This window comes from Streptomyces sp. NPDC002838 (assembly GCF_040295365.1).
GTDB lineage: Bacteria > Actinomycetota > Actinomycetes > Streptomycetales > Streptomycetaceae > Streptomyces.
In genome coordinates this window covers 1-15,713 of the sequence record NZ_JBEOVF010000021.1, presented here as the reverse complement: position 1 = coordinate 15,713, position 15,713 = coordinate 1, and the positions used below count along the sequence as shown (strand labels likewise).

17 protein-coding genes and 1 pseudogene are annotated in these 15,713 nt (G+C 71.1%); 9 read left to right on the top strand and 9 right to left on the bottom strand.

Features of this window, described 5'->3' with window-relative positions; genetic code table 11:
* The first annotated feature begins 8 nt into the window (after positions 1-8).
* A complete protein-coding gene (locus ABT063_RS25485; protein WP_351060595.1) occupies positions 9-221 on the top strand; it encodes a hypothetical protein in 213 nt (70 codons plus the stop codon).
* Positions 218-1,189, top strand: a complete 972-nt coding sequence (locus tag ABT063_RS25480) for a TerC family protein (RefSeq protein WP_351060592.1) — start codon at positions 218-220, stop codon at positions 1,187-1,189. The genes ABT063_RS25485 and ABT063_RS25480 overlap by 4 nt, the downstream gene beginning before the upstream one ends.
* Positions 1,190-1,196: 7 nt before the next feature.
* Here the strand turns inward: ABT063_RS25480 and ABT063_RS25475 are convergent, their stop codons facing one another.
* Positions 1,197-2,192, bottom strand: a complete 996-nt coding sequence (locus tag ABT063_RS25475) for an FkbM family methyltransferase (RefSeq protein ID WP_351060589.1) — start codon at positions 2,190-2,192, stop codon at positions 1,197-1,199.
* Between the two features lie 345 nt (positions 2,193-2,537).
* Positions 2,538-2,759 (bottom strand): hypothetical protein, encoded by a 222-nt coding sequence (locus ABT063_RS25470; protein WP_351060586.1) that lies wholly within the window; start codon positions 2,757-2,759, stop codon positions 2,538-2,540.
* 115 nt (positions 2,760-2,874) lie between these two features.
* Between ABT063_RS25470 and ABT063_RS25465 the strand changes: the two genes are divergently transcribed.
* On the top strand, positions 2,875-3,780 hold the full coding sequence (locus ABT063_RS25465) for a LysR family transcriptional regulator (protein ID WP_351060879.1): 906 nt from the start codon (positions 2,875-2,877) through the stop codon (positions 3,778-3,780).
* Positions 3,781-3,883: 103 nt separating this feature from the next.
* Here the strand turns inward: ABT063_RS25465 and ABT063_RS25460 are convergent, their stop codons facing one another.
* Positions 3,884-4,447: an NAD(P)H-dependent oxidoreductase gene (locus tag ABT063_RS25460; protein ID WP_351060583.1), complete on the bottom strand. Its 564-nt coding sequence runs from the start codon at positions 4,445-4,447 to the stop codon at positions 3,884-3,886.
* Between the two features lie 115 nt (positions 4,448-4,562).
* Between ABT063_RS25460 and ABT063_RS25455 the strand changes: the two genes are divergently transcribed.
* From ABT063_RS25455 to ABT063_RS25445, 3 genes are all read left to right on the top strand, one after another.
* Positions 4,563-5,243, top strand: a complete 681-nt coding sequence (locus tag ABT063_RS25455) for a TetR/AcrR family transcriptional regulator (RefSeq protein WP_351060580.1) — start codon at positions 4,563-4,565, stop codon at positions 5,241-5,243.
* Positions 5,244-5,293: 50 nt separating this feature from the next.
* Positions 5,294-6,340: a LacI family DNA-binding transcriptional regulator gene (locus ABT063_RS25450; protein ID WP_351060577.1), complete on the top strand. Its 1,047-nt coding sequence runs from the start codon at positions 5,294-5,296 to the stop codon at positions 6,338-6,340.
* A gap of 145 nt (positions 6,341-6,485) precedes the next feature.
* Positions 6,486-7,922 carry a benzaldehyde dehydrogenase gene (locus tag ABT063_RS25445; RefSeq protein ID WP_351060574.1) on the top strand — a complete coding sequence of 479 codons (1,437 nt, stop codon included), beginning with the start codon at positions 6,486-6,488 and terminating at the stop codon, positions 7,920-7,922.
* Between the two features lie 20 nt (positions 7,923-7,942).
* Here the strand turns inward: ABT063_RS25445 and trxA are convergent, their stop codons facing one another.
* Entirely contained in the window at positions 7,943-8,329 is a 387-nt protein-coding gene (trxA, locus tag ABT063_RS25440) for a thioredoxin (RefSeq protein WP_351060571.1), read from the bottom strand.
* 119 nt (positions 8,330-8,448) lie between these two features.
* Between trxA and ABT063_RS25435 the strand changes: the two genes are divergently transcribed.
* Positions 8,449-9,882 carry a dihydrolipoyl dehydrogenase family protein gene (locus tag ABT063_RS25435; RefSeq protein ID WP_351060568.1) on the top strand — a complete coding sequence of 478 codons (1,434 nt, stop codon included), beginning with the start codon at positions 8,449-8,451 and terminating at the stop codon, positions 9,880-9,882.
* Here the strand turns inward: ABT063_RS25435 and ABT063_RS25430 are convergent.
* Positions 9,879-10,523, bottom strand: coding sequence for a peptide deformylase (locus ABT063_RS25430; protein WP_351060565.1), 645 nt, complete (start codon positions 10,521-10,523; stop codon positions 9,879-9,881). The two genes, ABT063_RS25435 and ABT063_RS25430, sit on opposite strands and share 4 nt — an antisense overlap.
* 147 nt (positions 10,524-10,670) lie before the next feature.
* Here ABT063_RS25430 and ABT063_RS25425 point away from each other — a divergent pair, with 147 nt between their 5' ends.
* Entirely contained in the window at positions 10,671-12,083 is a 1,413-nt protein-coding gene (locus ABT063_RS25425; protein ID WP_351060562.1) for a PepSY-associated TM helix domain-containing protein, read from the top strand.
* Positions 12,084-12,159: 76 nt separating this feature from the next.
* Here the strand turns inward: ABT063_RS25425 and ABT063_RS25420 are convergent, their stop codons facing one another.
* On the bottom strand, positions 12,160-12,507 hold the full coding sequence (locus ABT063_RS25420) for a tetratricopeptide repeat protein (protein ID WP_351060559.1): 348 nt from the start codon (positions 12,505-12,507) through the stop codon (positions 12,160-12,162).
* Positions 12,508-12,571: 64 nt separating this feature from the next.
* Entirely contained in the window at positions 12,572-13,015 is a 444-nt protein-coding gene (locus ABT063_RS25415) for a winged helix DNA-binding protein (RefSeq protein WP_351060557.1), read from the bottom strand.
* Positions 13,016-13,136: 121 nt separating this feature from the next.
* Between ABT063_RS25415 and ABT063_RS25410 the strand changes: the two genes are divergently transcribed.
* Positions 13,137-14,102 (top strand): pirin family protein, encoded by a 966-nt coding sequence (locus ABT063_RS25410; protein WP_351060554.1) that lies wholly within the window; start codon positions 13,137-13,139, stop codon positions 14,100-14,102.
* Between the two features lie 275 nt (positions 14,103-14,377).
* Here the strand turns inward: ABT063_RS25410 and ABT063_RS25405 are convergent, their stop codons facing one another.
* Positions 14,378-15,106 (bottom strand): polyamine aminopropyltransferase, encoded by a 729-nt coding sequence (locus tag ABT063_RS25405; RefSeq protein WP_351060551.1) that lies wholly within the window; start codon positions 15,104-15,106, stop codon positions 14,378-14,380.
* A gap of 127 nt (positions 15,107-15,233) precedes the next feature.
* Positions 15,234-15,713 (bottom strand): annotated as a pseudogene (locus ABT063_RS25400) (RNase J family beta-CASP ribonuclease); the annotation flags it as partial.

The following is a 15,713-nucleotide window of genomic DNA, read 5'->3' as shown; positions in this document are numbered from 1 at the left end:
GTGGCGTCATGATTCGCGTATCGGCCGCCGTCCGGGGCGCCGCCGTACGGCGGAACCTGCCCGCCGTACGGCGGGTGGCACCCGGCGGCTTCCGGCCACGCCCGCGCGTGACCTGCTGTTCTTTACCAGGACATGGCCTGTTCTTCACCTGCTGTCAGTGGAAGGCATCGAAGGTCCCGACGACGCTGTCGATGCCCCCCATGCACCAGGAGTACCAGTGAACGTCTCTGTCACCGTATGGCTGCTGACCGTCGCGGCCCTCTGCGCGCTCGTCGCCGCGGACTTCTTCATCGGCAGAAAACCCCATGACGTGTCGATCAGAGAGGCGGGGACCTGGACGGTCGTCTGGGTCGTGCTGGCCTGTGTGTTCGGGGTCGGACTGTACTTCTTCGGCGGAGCGGGGCCCACCGGCGAGTTCTTCGCCGGGTACATCACCGAGAAGTCGCTCAGCGTCGACAACCTCTTCGTATTCGTCCTGATCATGGGGAAGTTCGCGGTGCCGTCCCAGTACCAGCAGCGGGTGCTGATGGTCGGCGTCATCATGGCCCTGGTGCTGCGCGCGGGCTTCATCGCCGCCGGTGCGGCGATCATCTCCGCCTTCTCGTGGGTGTTCTACCTCTTCGGCGCCTTCCTGATCTGGACCGCCTGGAAGCTGGTCCAGGACGCCCGCAAGGAGGGCCACGACGAGGAGTACGAGGAGAACAAGCTGCTGAAGATGGCGGAACAGCGCTTCGGCGTGGCCGACCGCTACCACGGCACCAAGCTGTTCATCACCGAGAACGGCAAGCGGATCATGACCCCGATGCTGGTCGTGATGCTCGCGATCGGCTCCACCGACGTCCTGTTCGCCCTGGACTCCATCCCCGCCATCTACGGGCTGACCCAGGACCCGTACATCGTGTTCACCGCCAACGCCTTCGCCCTGATGGGCCTCAGGCAGCTGTACTTCCTGATCGGCGGACTGCTCAAGAAGCTCGTCCACCTCAGCTACGGCCTGTCGATCATCCTCGGCTTCATCGGCGTCAAACTGGTCCTGCACGCGCTGCACGAGTCCGGGGTCCACGTCCCGGAGATCAGCATCCCCTTCTCGCTCGGCTTCATCGTGCTCGTCCTGGCGGTCACCACGCTCACCAGCCTGCGGGCGGCGAAGAAGCAGGAGGAGACCGCCAAGACGGAACACATCTCCTAGGGGCTGCTCAGTCCGTCGCGGGGGCGGCCCCGGCGCGCATCAGGACGCAGTCGAACTCCACGACCCGGCCCGTGGCCGCCTCACGCGTCACCGGATACATGCCGGTGATCCCGAAGCCGCTCTTCTCGTACGTGGCGATCGCGTCGTTCATCTCCGGGCTGCCCTCGTACAGCCGCAGTACGGCGACCTCCGACTGCATCCCGACGAAGTCCGCGATCCGTTCCCCGGCGCCCGCGAACACCTCCAGGTCGTAGCCCTGTGTGTCCATCTTGAGGAACGGGCGCGGGTCGTCGATGCCGTCGAGCGCCTTCTCCATCACGCCGTCCAGGCGCCGGATCTGGATCTCCTCGGTACGCGTCGTCGCGAACCGCTGGTAGCGGTCACGGCCGTACTCGCTGGGCGGCAGCAGCGAGTTCATGGTCTTCCAGCCCACGTGGATGGAGCTGACGGTGTCCTCGCTGCCGAGGCCCAGCTGGTAGACCCGCCACTCCGGGTCCTTCTCGGCGGCCTTCGCCAGCCGGGCGAAGGTCTCCGCGGTGGGCTCGAAGGAGACGATCCGGCCCTTGTAGCCGAGGCGGCGCAGGCGTTTGGCGTACTGCCCGGTGTTGGCGCCCACGTCGAAGACGCAGTTCACGCCGTAGAAGTCGAGCATGGCGGCCACGTGCTGGTGGCAGAGGTACTCGGCGGCCGCCAGTTGCAGCTTGCGCTCGTCCGTCCCGGCCGCGCCGTCGACGAGGAGCCGCGCCCCGGTGTCGCCGAGGGGGACGTCACGCAACCGTCCGCCGGACGCTCCCTTCTTGTCCCGCGCCACGATCCAGGCGTCCTGGGCGGCGGAGGTCACCTTGTATCGGCCGTCCCGGCTCAGCAGATCGGTGCCCGGTCCCAGAGGGGTCCGGACCCGTCCGCCGCGCCGCGAGACCACCGCGGTTCCGGGGCCGAGGTCGGTCACCTGCACGCCCACACGGGGCATCAGCTTGAGCAGTCGTCGGTAAAGGGTCTCCATTGACCCACCCTTACAGAGTTGACGAGAAGTGGTCGCAGGTTTGAACGATTTTCGTCGGTCCGATGACTCCCGGGCTTTTCAAGTGGCACGTGAGAGTCACTGTGGCGAGTGTGGCCAGCGGTGCGCACACCCCCGGCCAACCGAAGCCGTCGTAGGAGTGCACCGGCCGTGGCGCGAGTCCGTGCTCGCCGGACTCGACCCGGCCGACGCACCCGCGGAGGTCGTACGGCGCGACCCCTGGTAACGGCGTGACCTACCGCCACCCCGGCCTGCTCGCCAAGATCGCCACCTCGCTCGGCGGCCGGGCCGCTCTCGCGGGAGGGCGACCTTCGCAACACCCGCCGTTCAGCAGCCGGCCGGGCACGGCTGGGTGGCGGCGGCGGGCCGGCTGCGGGAGACGATCCGCATGCCGCGCTCGTCGACGACCCGGACCTGCAACGAGCCGCAGCCGCAGCGCGTCCACACCGTGTGGCCCGCCGCCGTGCTGTGCCGGGACACCACCTGGAAGGGCTCGGCGCCGTCGGGCCATCCGCAGTGCGGGCAGACGGCACCGGTCGTGCTGGTCATCGGGAACTCCTTCGTACGGAATGGCTGGTGGCCGTCGCGACACAGCCAGGGTGCGTCGGAGTCTCCGTACACGTCCAGGTTGACTTTGTGGACCACACCTTGAAGCGTGGACTTCATGATTGATCTGCGCCGGCTCCACGTCCTGCGGGCGGTCGCGCACTACGGCACGGTCACCGCCGCCGCCCGCGCCCTGCACTTCACCCCGTCCGCCGCCTCCCAGCAGATCCGGCAGCTGGCCCGCGACCTGGGCGTCGACCTCCTGGAACCACAGGGGCGCGGGGTCCGGCTCACCCCGGCCGCCGAGAGCCTGCTCACGCACGCCGACGCCATCCAGGCCCGCTGGGAACAGGCCGAACTCGACCTGCGCGCCGACTGCGGCGAGCCCGCCGGGCCGCTGCGCATGAGCGGCTTTCCGCTGGCCGTCTCCGTGCTGCTGGCGCCCATGGCGGCCCGGCTGCGCGCCCGTCACCCGCGACTGGACCTGCGCATCCAGGAGGCAGAGGTACCCGAGAGCTTCGACCTGCTCTTCGAGGGGGAGATCGATCTGGCGGTCGTCGAGGCGACGGTGTACAACCCCTCCCTGAGCGACGCCCGCTTCGACCAACAGCCGCTCCTGGACGACCCGTTCGACCTCGTCGTCCCCGAGGGACACTCGCTGGCCGGGCGTGCGGACGTCGATCTCGCGGAGGCCGCGCACGAGGACTGGATCGCCCCGGTGCCGGACAGCCCCTGCCGTCCGCATGTGCTGTCGGCGTGCGGTGAGGCCGGGTTCACACCGAACGTGGTCCACCACGCGATGGACTGGAACGTCGCCGCACATCTGGTCGCCCACCGGCTCGGCGTCGCGCTGATCCCGCGGCTCGCCCAGCTGACCCCGCACCTGCCGATCGCGCGGGTGCGCTGCACGGGCAACCCGCACCGCAAGCTGCTCACCTGTACCCGCCGCGGCGGCCGGGCACGCCCGGCGATCGTGGCCGCGCTGGAGGAGCTGCGGGAGCTGGCACCCACGGCGGTGGCCTGACGCGAGACGGAGAGGGGGCCGGAGCTCCTGGCCTGCCCGCGCTCGCACGGGCCTGGCGGCAGACCAGGAACTCCGGCCCCCTCCGGGGACCTCAGGGCACCGCTCAGGCGGCAGCCGCCTCACCGACGTTGCTGTGCAGGTGGGTGACCACCTCGGTCAGCTGCGCGACGACCTCGGCGTCGTCGGCCGGGTGGGTCTCGGCGAAGCGGGTGAGGGAACCGGGGATGGAGAGCTTGACGTCCTCCAGCACCTTGCCGCCGGCGATGCCCACGCTCTTGCGGGCCTCGTCCTGCGCCCACACGCCGCCGTACTGGCCGAAGGCGGTGCCGACCACCGCGACCGGCTTGCCGCCGAAGGCACCGGCGCCGAAGGGGCGGGACAGCCAGTCGATGGCGTTCTTCAGGACGGCCGGGATGGTGCCGTTGTACTCGGGCGAGAAGAGCAGGAAGGCGTCGGCGCCGTTGGCGGCCTCGCGCAGCTTTGCGGCGGCGGCCGGGACCTTGCCCTCGACGTCGATGTCCTCGTTGTAGAAGGGCACGTCGGCCAGGCCCTCGAAGAGCACCACGTCAGCGCCCTCGGGGGCGTGCTTGACGGCTGCCTCGGCGAGCTGGCGGTTGGTCGAACCGGCGCGAAGGCTGCCGACGAGCGCGAGGATGCGAACAGACATGAGAACTCCCAGGGACTGAAACACTGCCGTTACGAACCGGACCGAGGTCCGGTTCATGTCTAGCATCCTAACCGGACCGCGGTCCAGTTTCTTCCCGATGCTTTACGCTGTTTTCATGTCCACCGCCTCGCCCCCCTCTCCGAAATCTCAGGAGCCGGTCCTGCAGCCGGAGTTGCTGCAGGTCGGGTCCGTCGAGGAAGAGCCCTGCCTGCGCGCCGACGCCGCGCGCAACCGGGCCCGCCTCCTTGAGGCCGCCGCACGGCTGGTGGAGGAACACGGCGCGAACGGGGTGACCATGGAAGCGGTGGCGACCGCCGCGAACGTGGGCAAGGGGACGGTCTTCCGCCGCTTCGGCGACCGCACCGGTCTGCTGACGGCGCTGCTGGACCACTCCGAGAAGAAGTTCCAGGCCGCCTTCCTCAGTGGACCCCCGCCGCTCGGACCCGGGGCGCCCCCCGTCGAGCGGCTCCGGGCGTTCGGCTGCGCCCTCCTGCGCCGCTCGGCCGACGAGCTGGAGCTGCAACTGGCGGCCGAGCCGAGCCCGGACCGCCGCTTCTCCGTACCGCCCCGCCAGGTGCAGCGCAGCCACGTGACCCTGCTGCTGCGCCAGGCGGTGCCGGAGGCGGACTGCGAGATCCTCGCCCATGCGCTCATGGGGTACCTCGGTGCCGTCCTGGTCCATCACCTGACCCGGCAGTGCGGGATGCCGATGGAGCGCCTGGAAGCCGGTTGGTGCGACCTGGTCGACCGGGTGACGGCCGCGTCCGAACAGCCCCGGCCGACCCAACTGCCGTAAACCGTCACGAAGTTCCCCCGCTCGAAACCTCGGGCACAGGTTCTGCAAAGATGCGGTACGTCATGGTGCAGATACCGAAAACGCCCACGCCCGCGTCGCCCGTACCGCGCTCCGTGCCCACGAGCGCTGATGTGGCCCGCCTGGCCGGCGTCTCGCGCGCGACCGTCTCCTACGTCCTCAACAACACCAGCGCCGTCCGGATCAGCGAGCCCACGCGCCGCCGCGTCCACGAGGCCGCCAAGGAACTCGGGTACGTGCCGCACGCCGCGGCCCGCAGCCTGCGCGCCGGACACAGCCGCATGGTCCTGATGCCCGCGCCGACCTTCCCCGTCGGCCCGCTCTACAGCCAGTTCATCAGCGAACTCCAGTGGGCGCTCGGCCGCCTCGACTACACGGTCGTGCAGTACGGCACGGTCGGGCTGTACGGCGACGAGGCCGCCCGCGCCTGGGCCGAACTGCGCCCGGTCGCCGTTCTGGTGCCGGGCTCCGGCCTCGGCCCCAAGGGCGTGACCGTGCTCAAGCGCTCCGGCGCCCGGGCCGTGGTCACCCTCGGCCCCGACTCCGTCGAAGGCGCCCACGCCCTGCTCATGGACCACGAGGCCGTCGGTCACTGCGCCGGCGTCCACCTTTACGCCTGCGGCCGGCGCCGTATCGGCGTCGTCGTGCCCGAGGAACCCGGCCTGGAGTCCTTCTCCGTGCCCCGCCTCAAGGGCGTACGAAGTGCCCTCCACGGCACGGACGCCACCGTCACCGTTCTGCCCCTCGCCTACGAGGAGGCCGCCGCCGCGCGGCTCGCCGCCCGCTGGGGTGACCTCGGCCTCGACGCCGTGTTCGCGTACAACGACGAGTACGCCATGCTGCTGATGAGCGCCCTCCAGGACGAGGGCGTCCGCATCCCGCAGGACACGGCCGTGATCGGCGCAGACGACCTGATGCTCGGCCGGCTGCTGCGGCCCCGGCTCAGCACGGTCCACATCGAACTGCCCTACGGCCGCGACCTCGCCGAACTGGTCGACCACGCGGTGCGCAACCCCACCGCCGCACCCGAGACCCACAAGGTGCTCGGCGCGTCCGTGGTCCACCGCGACTCCAGCTGACGACCGACTGATCCCCCTCCCGGACGACTGCGTGATGTCTCTGCGCGGTTACGGCACCTTCACCTGGCTAGTATGTTGCATGTTCAACTAGACGGGCACACGTGTCAGTGCCATGAACCCCGCCGGTGACGAACGGAGAGCCGTCATGCCCTTGCTCGACCCCCAGACCTGGCAGCCCCGCCCCTTGTCGAGCCCCGCACACGCCGTCACCGAGCCCGCCACCGGCGACACGCTCGGCACCGTCACCCTCGCCGCCGCCGAGGACGTCGACAAGGCCGCGCGGGTCGCCCGCACCGCCCAGACCGAGTGGGCGCGCGTCCCCCACTTCGTACGTGCCGGGGTACTGCGCAAGGCGGGCGACCTGTTCGCCGCGCACGCCGACGAACTGCGCGAATGGCTCGTCCGCGAGTCCGGGTCCATCCCCGGAAAGGCCGACTTCGAACTGCACGTCGCCGCCCAGGAGTGCTACGAGGCCGCCGCCCTCGCCTCCCGCCCGGCCGGACAGGTGCTGCCCACCGAGGCGCCCCGCCTGTCCTACACGCGGCGCGTCCCGGTCGGCGTGGTGGGCGTGATCTCCCCCTTCAACGCCCCGCTGATCCTCTCCATCCGTTCCGTCGCCCCGGCCCTCGCGCTCGGCAACGCGGTCGTCCTGAAGCCGGACCCGCGCACGGCGGTCTGCGGCGGGCTGTCGCTCGCCGCGGTCTTCGCCGAGGCGGGCCTGCCGGAGGGCCTGCTGCACGTCCTGCCGGGCGGCCCGGAGGCCGGCCAGGCCCTGGTCGCCGATCCGCGCGTGCCGGTCATCTCCTTCACCGGGTCGACCGCGGCCGGCCGGGCCGTGGGCGAGGCCGCCGGCCGCCACCTCAAGCGCGCACACCTGGAACTGGGCGGCAACTCCGCCCTGATCGTGCTGGAGGACGCCGACCTCGACGCGGTGATCTCCACGGCCGCCTGGGGTTCCTTCTTCCACCAGGGCCAGATCTGCATGACCACCGGCCGCCATCTCGTCCACCGCTCCGTGTACGAGGAGTACGTCGAGCGGCTCGCGGCGAAGGCCGACTCGCTCGCCGTCGGCGACCCGTACCGCGAGCAGGTCCACCTCGGCCCGGTCATCGACTCCGGCCAACTCGCCAAGGTGCACGGCCTGGTGGAGGCCAGCACGTCCGGCGGCGCCAAGCTGGCCGCGGGCGGCACGCACGACCGGCTCTTCTACCGGCCGACGGTCCTCGCGGGCGTGGACGACCACACGCCCGCCTACACCGAGGAGGTGTTCGGCCCGGTCGCGCCCGTGCGGTCCTTCGACACCGCCGAGGAGGCGGCCGCCCTGGCCGCGGACGGCCCGTACGGCCTCTCGCTCGGCATCGTCACCCGGGACACCACCCGCGGCCTCGACCTGGCCGAGCGGATCCCGACCGGCATCGTCCACATCAACGACCAGACCGTGAACGACGAGGCCGTCGCCCCCTTCGGCGGGATCGCCGCGTCCGGCACCGGCGCCCGCTTCGGCGGCGAGGCCAACCTGGAGGCCTTCACCGAGGTGCGCTGGACGACGGTGCGCGGCGACGTGGCGCCGTACCCCTTCTGAGATACGTCTGCCGCGGCTGCTTACTGGGGGTTCTGCTCGGCCTGGGCCTGCTGCTCGGCGACCGCCTTGCGGACCTCGTCCATGTCCAGCTTCCGGGCCTGCCCGATGACGTCCGTCAGGGCGGCCTCGGGCAGGGCGCCGGGCTGCGCGAACACGGCCACCTGGTCGCGGACGATCATCAGCGTGGGAATCGACTGGATGCCGAAGGCGGCGGCCAGCTCCGGCTGCGCCTCGGTGTCCACCTTGCCGAACACCAGGTCCGGGTTCTCCTCGGCCGCCTTCTCGTACACGGGCGCGAACTGACGGCACGGACCGCACCAGGACGCCCAGAAGTCGATCAGGACGAACTCGTTGTCCGTGACCGTCTGGTCGAAGTTCTCCTTGGTGAGCTCCACGGTGCTGCTCATGACGTGATCCCTCTTCCTGATGTCGGGGCGAAGCCGCTGGCACAACAAGGCCGCCCTGGTCCGTATTCCGCGCACGTACCCGTGTGGCCACCGCGCACACCACCCACCAGACTGACCCCATGACGGAATCGGAATCCATCGCGTACGACGTCGTGGTGCTCGGGGCCGGGCCCGTGGGGGAGAACGTCGCCGACCGCACCCGTGCGGCCGGCCTCTCCACCGCGATCGTGGAGAGCGAGCTGGTCGGCGGCGAGTGCTCGTACTGGGCGTGCATGCCCAGCAAGGCCCTGCTGCGCCCGGTCATCGCCCACGCCGACGCCCGCCGCCTGCCCGGTCTGAGCCAGGCGGTTCAGGGCCCCCTCGACGCCGCCGCGGTCCTCGCACGACGGAACGAGTACACCTCCCACTGGAAGGACGACGGCCAGGTCCAATGGCTCGACGGCATCGGCGCCGACCTCTACCGCGGCCACGGCCGGCTCGCCGGACCGCGCACCGTGGCGGTGACCGGGCCGGACGGCGAACGGCACGTCCTGACCGCGCGGCACGCCGTGGCCGTCTGCACCGGCACCCGCGCCGCCCTGCCCGACCTGCCGGGCCTGGCCGACGTGCGGCCGTGGACCAGCCGCGAGGCGACCGCCGCGCAGGAGGTGCCCGGCCGTCTGGTCGTGGTCGGCGGGGGAGTGGTCGCCACCGAGATGGCCACCGCCTGGCAGGCCCTCGGCTCGCAGGTCACGCTCCTCGTCCGGGGCAAGGGCCTGCTCAACCGCATGGAGCCGTTCGCCGGCGAACTGGTCGCCGAGGCGCTCACCGAAGCGGGCGCCGACGTCCGCACCGGCACCTCGGTCGAGTCGGTGACCCGCGAGAACGGCACGGTGGTGGTCGTCACCGGCACCGGCGACCGTATCGAGGCCGACGAGATCCTCTTCGCCACCGGCCGCGCCCCGCGCACCGACGACATCGGCCTGGACACGGTCGGCCTGGAGCCCGGCTCCTGGCTGGAGGTCGACGACAGCCTGCGCGTCACCGGCAGCCAGTGGCTGTACGCGGTCGGCGACGCCAACCGCCGCGCCCTCCTCACCCACCAGGGCAAGTACCAGGCCCGCATCGCGGGTGCCGCCATCGCCGCCCGGGCCTCCGGAGTGCCCATCCTGGAGTCCGACCCCTGGGGCGCCCACGCCGCCACCGCCGACCACGACGCCGTTCCGCAGGTCGTCTTCACCGACCCGGAGGCCGCCTCCGTAGGAATCTCGCTGGCCGAGGCGGAACAGGCCGGACACCGCGTCCGCGCCGTCGACTACGACCTCGCCTCGGTCGCCGGGGCGAGCCTGTACGGCGACGGCTACCGGGGCCGCGCCCGCATGGTCGTCGACCTGGAACGCGAGATCCTGCTCGGCGTCACCTTCGTCGGCCCCGGCGTCGGCGAACTGATCCACTCCGCGACCGTCGCCGTCGCCGGCCAGGTGCCGGTCAGCAGGCTGTGGCACGCGGTGCCGTCGTACCCGACGATCAGCGAGGTCTGGCTGCGGTTGCTGGAGGCCTACCGGGACAACTAGGGCAGCTCGAAGCCGAGGGACGCGGCCGCCTCCTCAGGTGTCGGCTGCGTCCACCGCCCGGCCATCGCCTGGTTCGCGGACAGCGAGCGCAGTTCCGCGCGGTCCAGGTACAGCGTGCCGTCGAGGTGGTCCGTCTCGTGCTGAACGATCCGCGCGGGCCAGCCGGTGAACACCTCGTCCACCGCACGGCCCCGTTCGTCCTCGCCGGTCAGCCGCACCGCGGCGTGCCGGGCCACCACGGCCTGCCAGCCCGGCACGCTCAGGCAGCCCTCGAAGAACGCGGCACGGGCGGTGCCGACAGGTTCGTAGGACGGATTGACCAGCACTCGGAACGGCTGCGGCACCCGCCCGCGCGCCAGCCGTACCTCCTCGGGCACGGGCGCCGGATCCTCGATGACGGCGATCCGCAGCGGCACCCCGACCTGCGGCGCGGCGAGGCCCACGCCGGGCGCCGCGTGCATGGTCAGGCGCAGGGCGTCGATGAAGCGGGCCAGCAGCGTGGGATCGAGCTGCCCCTCGAATCGCTCGGTGCCGCGCCGCAGCACCGGATCGCCGGCCACCACGACGGTCAACGGGCCGTCCGTGGCCAGGAGTTCCTCGACCAGCTCGGCAAGGGGCGTGCGCTCATGGGGAGATGCCATCGCGCCAGGATGCCACGGCGCCGCTGGCACCCCACCCCTCTCGTGTGACGCACAGCACTCAACTCGCCGGGAACTCGGCGCCGTTCGCATCCGACATCTGAAGCGCCACAGCCGAGATACATCCCCAGCCCCGGGAGAAGCCCGCCGATGTCCACCGCTCCCTCGACCACCACGGACGAGGCCACGCAACCCGCAGCCGACCCGGCGCCGTCCCCCAGCCGATGGGCCCCACTGCGCCCGCTGGTCCTGCGCCTGCACTTCTACGCCGGCCTGCTCGTCGCGCCGTTCCTGCTCGTCGCCGCCGTCACCGGCTTCCTGTACGCCGGCGCGTTCCAGGCCGAGAAGTTCGTGTACGCCGACGAGATGACCGTCTCCGCCGTCGGCGACAGCAAGCTGCCGATCTCCGAGCAGGTCGCCGCCGCCCGCGAGGCGCATCCCGACGGAACGGTCTCGGCCGTACGTCCCTCACCGGAGGACGATGCGACCACCAGGGTGCTCCTTGCGGGAGTCAAGGGCGTCGACCCGGACCACACGCTCGCCGTGTTCGTCGACCCGTACACCGCCGAGGTGCGCGGATCCCTCGAACAGTACGGCTCGACCGGCGCGCTCCCGCTGCGCACCTGGATCGACGAGTTCCACCGCGACCTGCACCTCGGCGACACCGGCCGCCTCTACAGCGAGTTCGCCGCGAGCTGGCTGTGGGTGACAGCGGCCGGCGGACTGGTGCTGTGGTTCTCCCGCCGTCGCGCCCTGCGCAAGGTGCGCGGCTCCAGTGGCCGCCGCCGCACCCTCGGCCTGCACGGCACCGTCGGCGTCTGGGCCGCGGTCGGCTTCTTCTTCCTCTCGGCGACCGGCCTGACCTGGTCGACCTACGCCGGGGCCAACATCGACGAGCTGCGCACCTCGCTCGGCCACTCCACCCCGTCGGTCACGGCGACGGCGGGCGGCGAGCACGCGGGCCACGGCGCGTCTGCCTCGGCCGGGGACGCCGAGCACGGCGTCGGCCTGGACCAGGTCCTGGCGGCCGCCCGCGCCGAAGGCCTGGGCGATCCCGTAGAGATCGTCCCGCCGGCCGACTCCTCCTCGGCGTACGTCGTGAAGCAGGTGCAGCGCAGCTGGCCCGAGAAGCAGGACTCGGTCGCGATCGACCCGGCCGGCGGCGAGGTCACCGACGTCCTGCGGTTCGACGACTACCCGCTGCTCGCCAAGCTGACCCGCTGGGGCATCGACCTGCACACCGGCGTGCTGTTCGGCCTGGTCAACCAGATCGCCCTGATGCTGCTCGCCCTCTGCCTGATCCTGCTGATCGTGTGGGGCTACCGCATGTGGTGGCAGCGCGGCCGCGGTTCCGCCTTCGGCCGGCCGATCCCGCGCGGTGCCTGGCAGCAGGTGCCCCCGCAGATCCTCCTGCCGTGTGTGGCGGTCATCGCCGTGCTCGGTTATTTCGTGCCGCTGCTCGGCATCCCGCTGGCCGCCTTCATCGCCGTCGACGTCGTCCTCGGCGAGATCGCCCACCGCCGCGGCCTGCGCACACCTGCGGGCGGCGTCGGCGTGAAGTAGGGCTCCGGGGCGGCGGTGGGACATGACTCGGGCCCGGCTCCCGCAGGGGAGCCGGGCCCGAGCGACGCGTGACGCGTCAGAGCTGCTCGAAGTCGCCCGAGAGCGCCGAGGCGAGGCGCATGTGCGGTTCCGCATCCTCGTGTCGGCCCTGCCGCTGCAAGGTGCGGCCGAGCATCAGCCGGGCGTAGTGCTCCACCGGGTCGCGCTCGACGATGACCCGCAACTGGGCCTCCGCGCGCCGCAGTTGGGCCGAGTGGTAGTAGGCACGCGCCAGCAGCAGCCGCGGTCCGGTCTGCTCCGGCACCTCCTCGACCAGCCCGCTCAGGGTGCGCGCCGCGGCGGCGTAGTCCTTCGCGTCGAAGAACATCCGCGCGCGCTCCCAGCGCTCCGCCGGCGTTCCGTGGTCGTAGTACGTCGTGTCCACTGCTGACCTCCTTCGCGGGCCTCAACCCCGAAGGATCGTCAAACATTCCACTCCTTGCGTTCCGCTACTTGGTGAGGGCGGCCAGCTCCGTGTTCGCCCGCCCGGTGACCAGAGTCAGTACGCGCCCGGTCGTCGCCAGGTCCTCGACCGGGATGCCGGTGTAGATCCGGGCGGAGATCTCGCCGGTCTCGGCGCTCGCCAGGTCGTACAGCTCCCGCCCGGCTCCGGTGACCCGAAGCCGCGTCGCTTCGGTCGCCACGAGCCCCTTGGCGAGCAGCTCTTCGACGACGCCGTGCACGTCCGCGCCGTCCACCTTGAGCGCGTCGACGACCTGCCCGACGAGGTCCTCGCGCTCGACGGGGGCGTCGGCGACCGCCACGAGCCGCAGGGTCACCATCTCCTGGAACGCCATGCCGTAGCGGGCCAGGACGGACTCCAGGACCGCGCGTCCGGCGTAGTGGGCCAGGGCGATGACTCGGCCGTCGACGGTGAGTGCGGTGGTGATCATGACTACTCCTCTGCTTCTCGGTGTCCACGGATACAGTACATGGAAACCATATACATGACTACTAATGAGGGAGGGCTCGTTGACCTGACGCGGAAGCCCGCACGGGGCTAGGTTGAGCGACATGAGCAATCTTGATCGCGAGGCGGTTCCCGCCCTGTGCGGCGGCCGTGGCTTCGTGGTGGCCGAACCCGTGCGGGAACTCCTCAGCCCGCGCCACGTCAAGCTCGGCGAGTCGAGCGAGGTCCGCCGGCTGCTGCCCAACCTGGGCCGCCGTATGGTCGGCGCCTGGTGCTTCGTCGATCACTACGGCCCCGACGACATCGCCGACGAGCCCGGCATGCAGGTGCCGCCGCATCCGCACATGGGGCTGCAGACGGTGAGCTGGCTGCACGAGGGCGAGGTGCTGCACCGCGACTCGACCGGCAGCCTGCAGACGATCCGCCCGCGCGAACTGGGCCTGATGACCTCCGGCCGGGCGATCAGCCACTCCGAGGAGAGCCCGAAGTCCCACGCCCGCTTCCTGCACGGCGCCCAGCTGTGGGTCGCCCTCCCGGACGGCCACCGCCACACCGACCCGCGCTTCGAGCACCACGCCGAGCTGCCGCTTGTCACGGCACCGGGCGTGACGGCCACGCTGCTCCTCGGCGACCTCGACGGAGCGACCTCGCCCGGCACGACGTACACCCCGATCGTCGGCGCGGACCTCGCCCTCACTCGTGGCACGGACGTACGCCTCCCGCTGGAACCCGACTTCGAGTACGCCGTGCTGTCCATGTCCGGCGAGGCCCGGGTGGACGGTGTGCCGGTGCTGCCCGGCTCGATGCTCTACCTCGGCTGCGGCCGCACCGAACTTCCGCTGCGCGCCGAGTCGGACGCGGGCCTGATGCTCCTGGGCGGTGAGCCGTTCGAGGAGGAGCTGATCATGTTCTGGAACTGGATCGGACGGTCCCAGGAAGAGATCGTGCAGGCGCGTCAGGACTGGATGGAAGGCTCGCGGTTCGGGGAGGTGAAGGGGTACGACGGGGGTCCGCTGCCTGCCCCTGAGCTGCCGGCGGTGCCGCTGAAGCCGCGCGGAAGGGTTCGTTGATCTGCGGGAATGTCTGAGTTCTGGTGGCTGGTGAGCGAGGGAGATCGCGGTGCCGCCGGTCAGTGCGACCTGAATCTTCTCGGACCGCGCCGACGGCCGCGACGTCGATGTGCTCCGCTACACCGGCCCCATGGCCGAACTCGACTACACCTCGTCCGAGGCCGCGTACCTGAGCATCAGCGCCGGCCACCCCGGACGGACCGAGTCCCATTCTCCTCAGCTCATCACCTCAGTGGCGCGGACCCCGGCAGTCCTGGTCGCCGTTGTCGAGCTCCCTACGGCGGGCCCGGTTCTGTCCTGGCCACGTAGATGGTGTTGGTCGAGGCGCCGCCTTGCAGGGGATTGTCGAAGTCGACGATATGGGCCGCTGATCGCGGGAAGACCTCTGTGAGTGCGGAGGTGAACTGCTCGTCGGGCGGGTCGTTCGACCACAGGGCGAAGACCCCGTTGGGGTGGAGGCGTTCGGTGAGAGCGCGGAGCCCGGCAGGCTGGTAGAGCGCCGCGTGGCGCGGGTGGAGCAGATGGCGCGGTGAGTGGTCGACATCCAACAGGATGGCGTGGAAGCGGCGGCCCGGCTCCTTCGGGTCCAGACCGCACGCATCGGCAGCCATCGCGAAGAAGTCGCCTTGAACCAGGCGGCAGCGGACGTCCGAAGTCAGCCGGGCGCCGAGGGGGACCAGGCCCCGCTGATGCCAGTCGATGACTTCGGCGAGCGTTTCGATTACGGTCAGCGAGCGCACCCGGGGGTCGTCCAGCGCGGCCTCGGCGGTGTACCCGAGTCCGAGTCCGCCGACGGCGATGTCCAGTTCGGCGTCCGGCAGTTCGGCCAGTCCGATTTTCGCAAGCGCGATCTCGCCGGTTGTGAAGATGCTGGACATCAAGAACTCGTCGCCGAGCTTCACCTCGTACACATCGGTGCCCGATGCCGGGTCGCGTCGGCGCCGCAGGCTGATGTCGCCCATCGCTGTCGTGCGCCAGTCGATCTCCTCGAAACGCGCGCTCATCCGTTTACCTTTCTGACGCACCGTCGGTGCCGGAAGCCGGTGCCTGGAACCCGCTCTGCGCAGGTGCAGACGCAGGCGCGAAACCGTCCCGGCTGCCGGCCAGGGCAGGGGAGGGGAAGGGGCCCGGTCAGGCGTCGATGATGACGGGGATGATGAGGGGCTTGCGGCGGTGAGTCCGGAACGCCCAGTTCGCCACGGCGCGGGCGATGAGCTGTTCGAGTTGGTGCGCGTCGCCGACGCCTTCCTGGGCCGCGGTCGCCAGAGTCTTCTCGATGACAGGGATGACCGGTTCGAAGGTGGTGTCGTCGTGGACGAATCCGCGGGCCAGGAAGTCGGGAGTCTCGGCGAGGGCGCCGGTGTCGGCGTCGACGATCGCCACCACGGTGACCACGCCTTCTTCCGCGAGGGTGAGGCGGTCCTTGAGGGACGCCTCGGTGGCGCCTCCGACTTCCATGCCGTCCACGTAGACGTTGCCCGCGGGCACCTTGCCGGTGATCGACGCACGCCCGTCGACGAGGTCGACGACGACGCCGTCCTCGGCGATGACCACCCGCTCGGGATCGACCCCGGTGCGGATGGCGAGGTCGCCGTTGGCCCGCAGGTGGCG

Coding starts and splice junctions, on each gene's coding strand:
- ABT063_RS25485 (WP_351060595.1), top strand. CDS start 9: ATGATTCGCGTATCGGCCGCCGTCCGGGGCGCCGCCGTACGGCGGAAC.
- ABT063_RS25475 (WP_351060589.1), bottom strand. CDS start 2,192: ATGGAGACCCTTTACCGACGACTGCTCAAGCTGATGCCCCGTGTGGGC.
- ABT063_RS25470 (WP_351060586.1), bottom strand. CDS start 2,759: ATGACCAGCACGACCGGTGCCGTCTGCCCGCACTGCGGATGGCCCGAC.
- ABT063_RS25465 (WP_351060879.1), top strand. CDS start 2,875: ATGATTGATCTGCGCCGGCTCCACGTCCTGCGGGCGGTCGCGCACTAC.
- ABT063_RS25460 (WP_351060583.1), bottom strand. CDS start 4,447: ATGTCTGTTCGCATCCTCGCGCTCGTCGGCAGCCTTCGCGCCGGTTCG.
- ABT063_RS25455 (WP_351060580.1), top strand. CDS start 4,563: ATGTCCACCGCCTCGCCCCCCTCTCCGAAATCTCAGGAGCCGGTCCTG.
- ABT063_RS25450 (WP_351060577.1), top strand. CDS start 5,294: ATGCGGTACGTCATGGTGCAGATACCGAAAACGCCCACGCCCGCGTCG.
- ABT063_RS25445 (WP_351060574.1), top strand. CDS start 6,486: ATGCCCTTGCTCGACCCCCAGACCTGGCAGCCCCGCCCCTTGTCGAGC.
- trxA (WP_351060571.1), bottom strand. CDS start 8,329: ATGAGCAGCACCGTGGAGCTCACCAAGGAGAACTTCGACCAGACGGTC.
- ABT063_RS25435 (WP_351060568.1), top strand. CDS start 8,449: ATGACGGAATCGGAATCCATCGCGTACGACGTCGTGGTGCTCGGGGCC.
- ABT063_RS25430 (WP_351060565.1), bottom strand. CDS start 10,523: ATGGCATCTCCCCATGAGCGCACGCCCCTTGCCGAGCTGGTCGAGGAA.
- ABT063_RS25425 (WP_351060562.1), top strand. CDS start 10,671: ATGTCCACCGCTCCCTCGACCACCACGGACGAGGCCACGCAACCCGCA.
- ABT063_RS25415 (WP_351060557.1), bottom strand. CDS start 13,015: ATGATCACCACCGCACTCACCGTCGACGGCCGAGTCATCGCCCTGGCC.
- ABT063_RS25410 (WP_351060554.1), top strand. CDS start 13,137: ATGAGCAATCTTGATCGCGAGGCGGTTCCCGCCCTGTGCGGCGGCCGT.
- ABT063_RS25405 (WP_351060551.1), bottom strand. CDS start 15,106: ATGAGCGCGCGTTTCGAGGAGATCGACTGGCGCACGACAGCGATGGGC.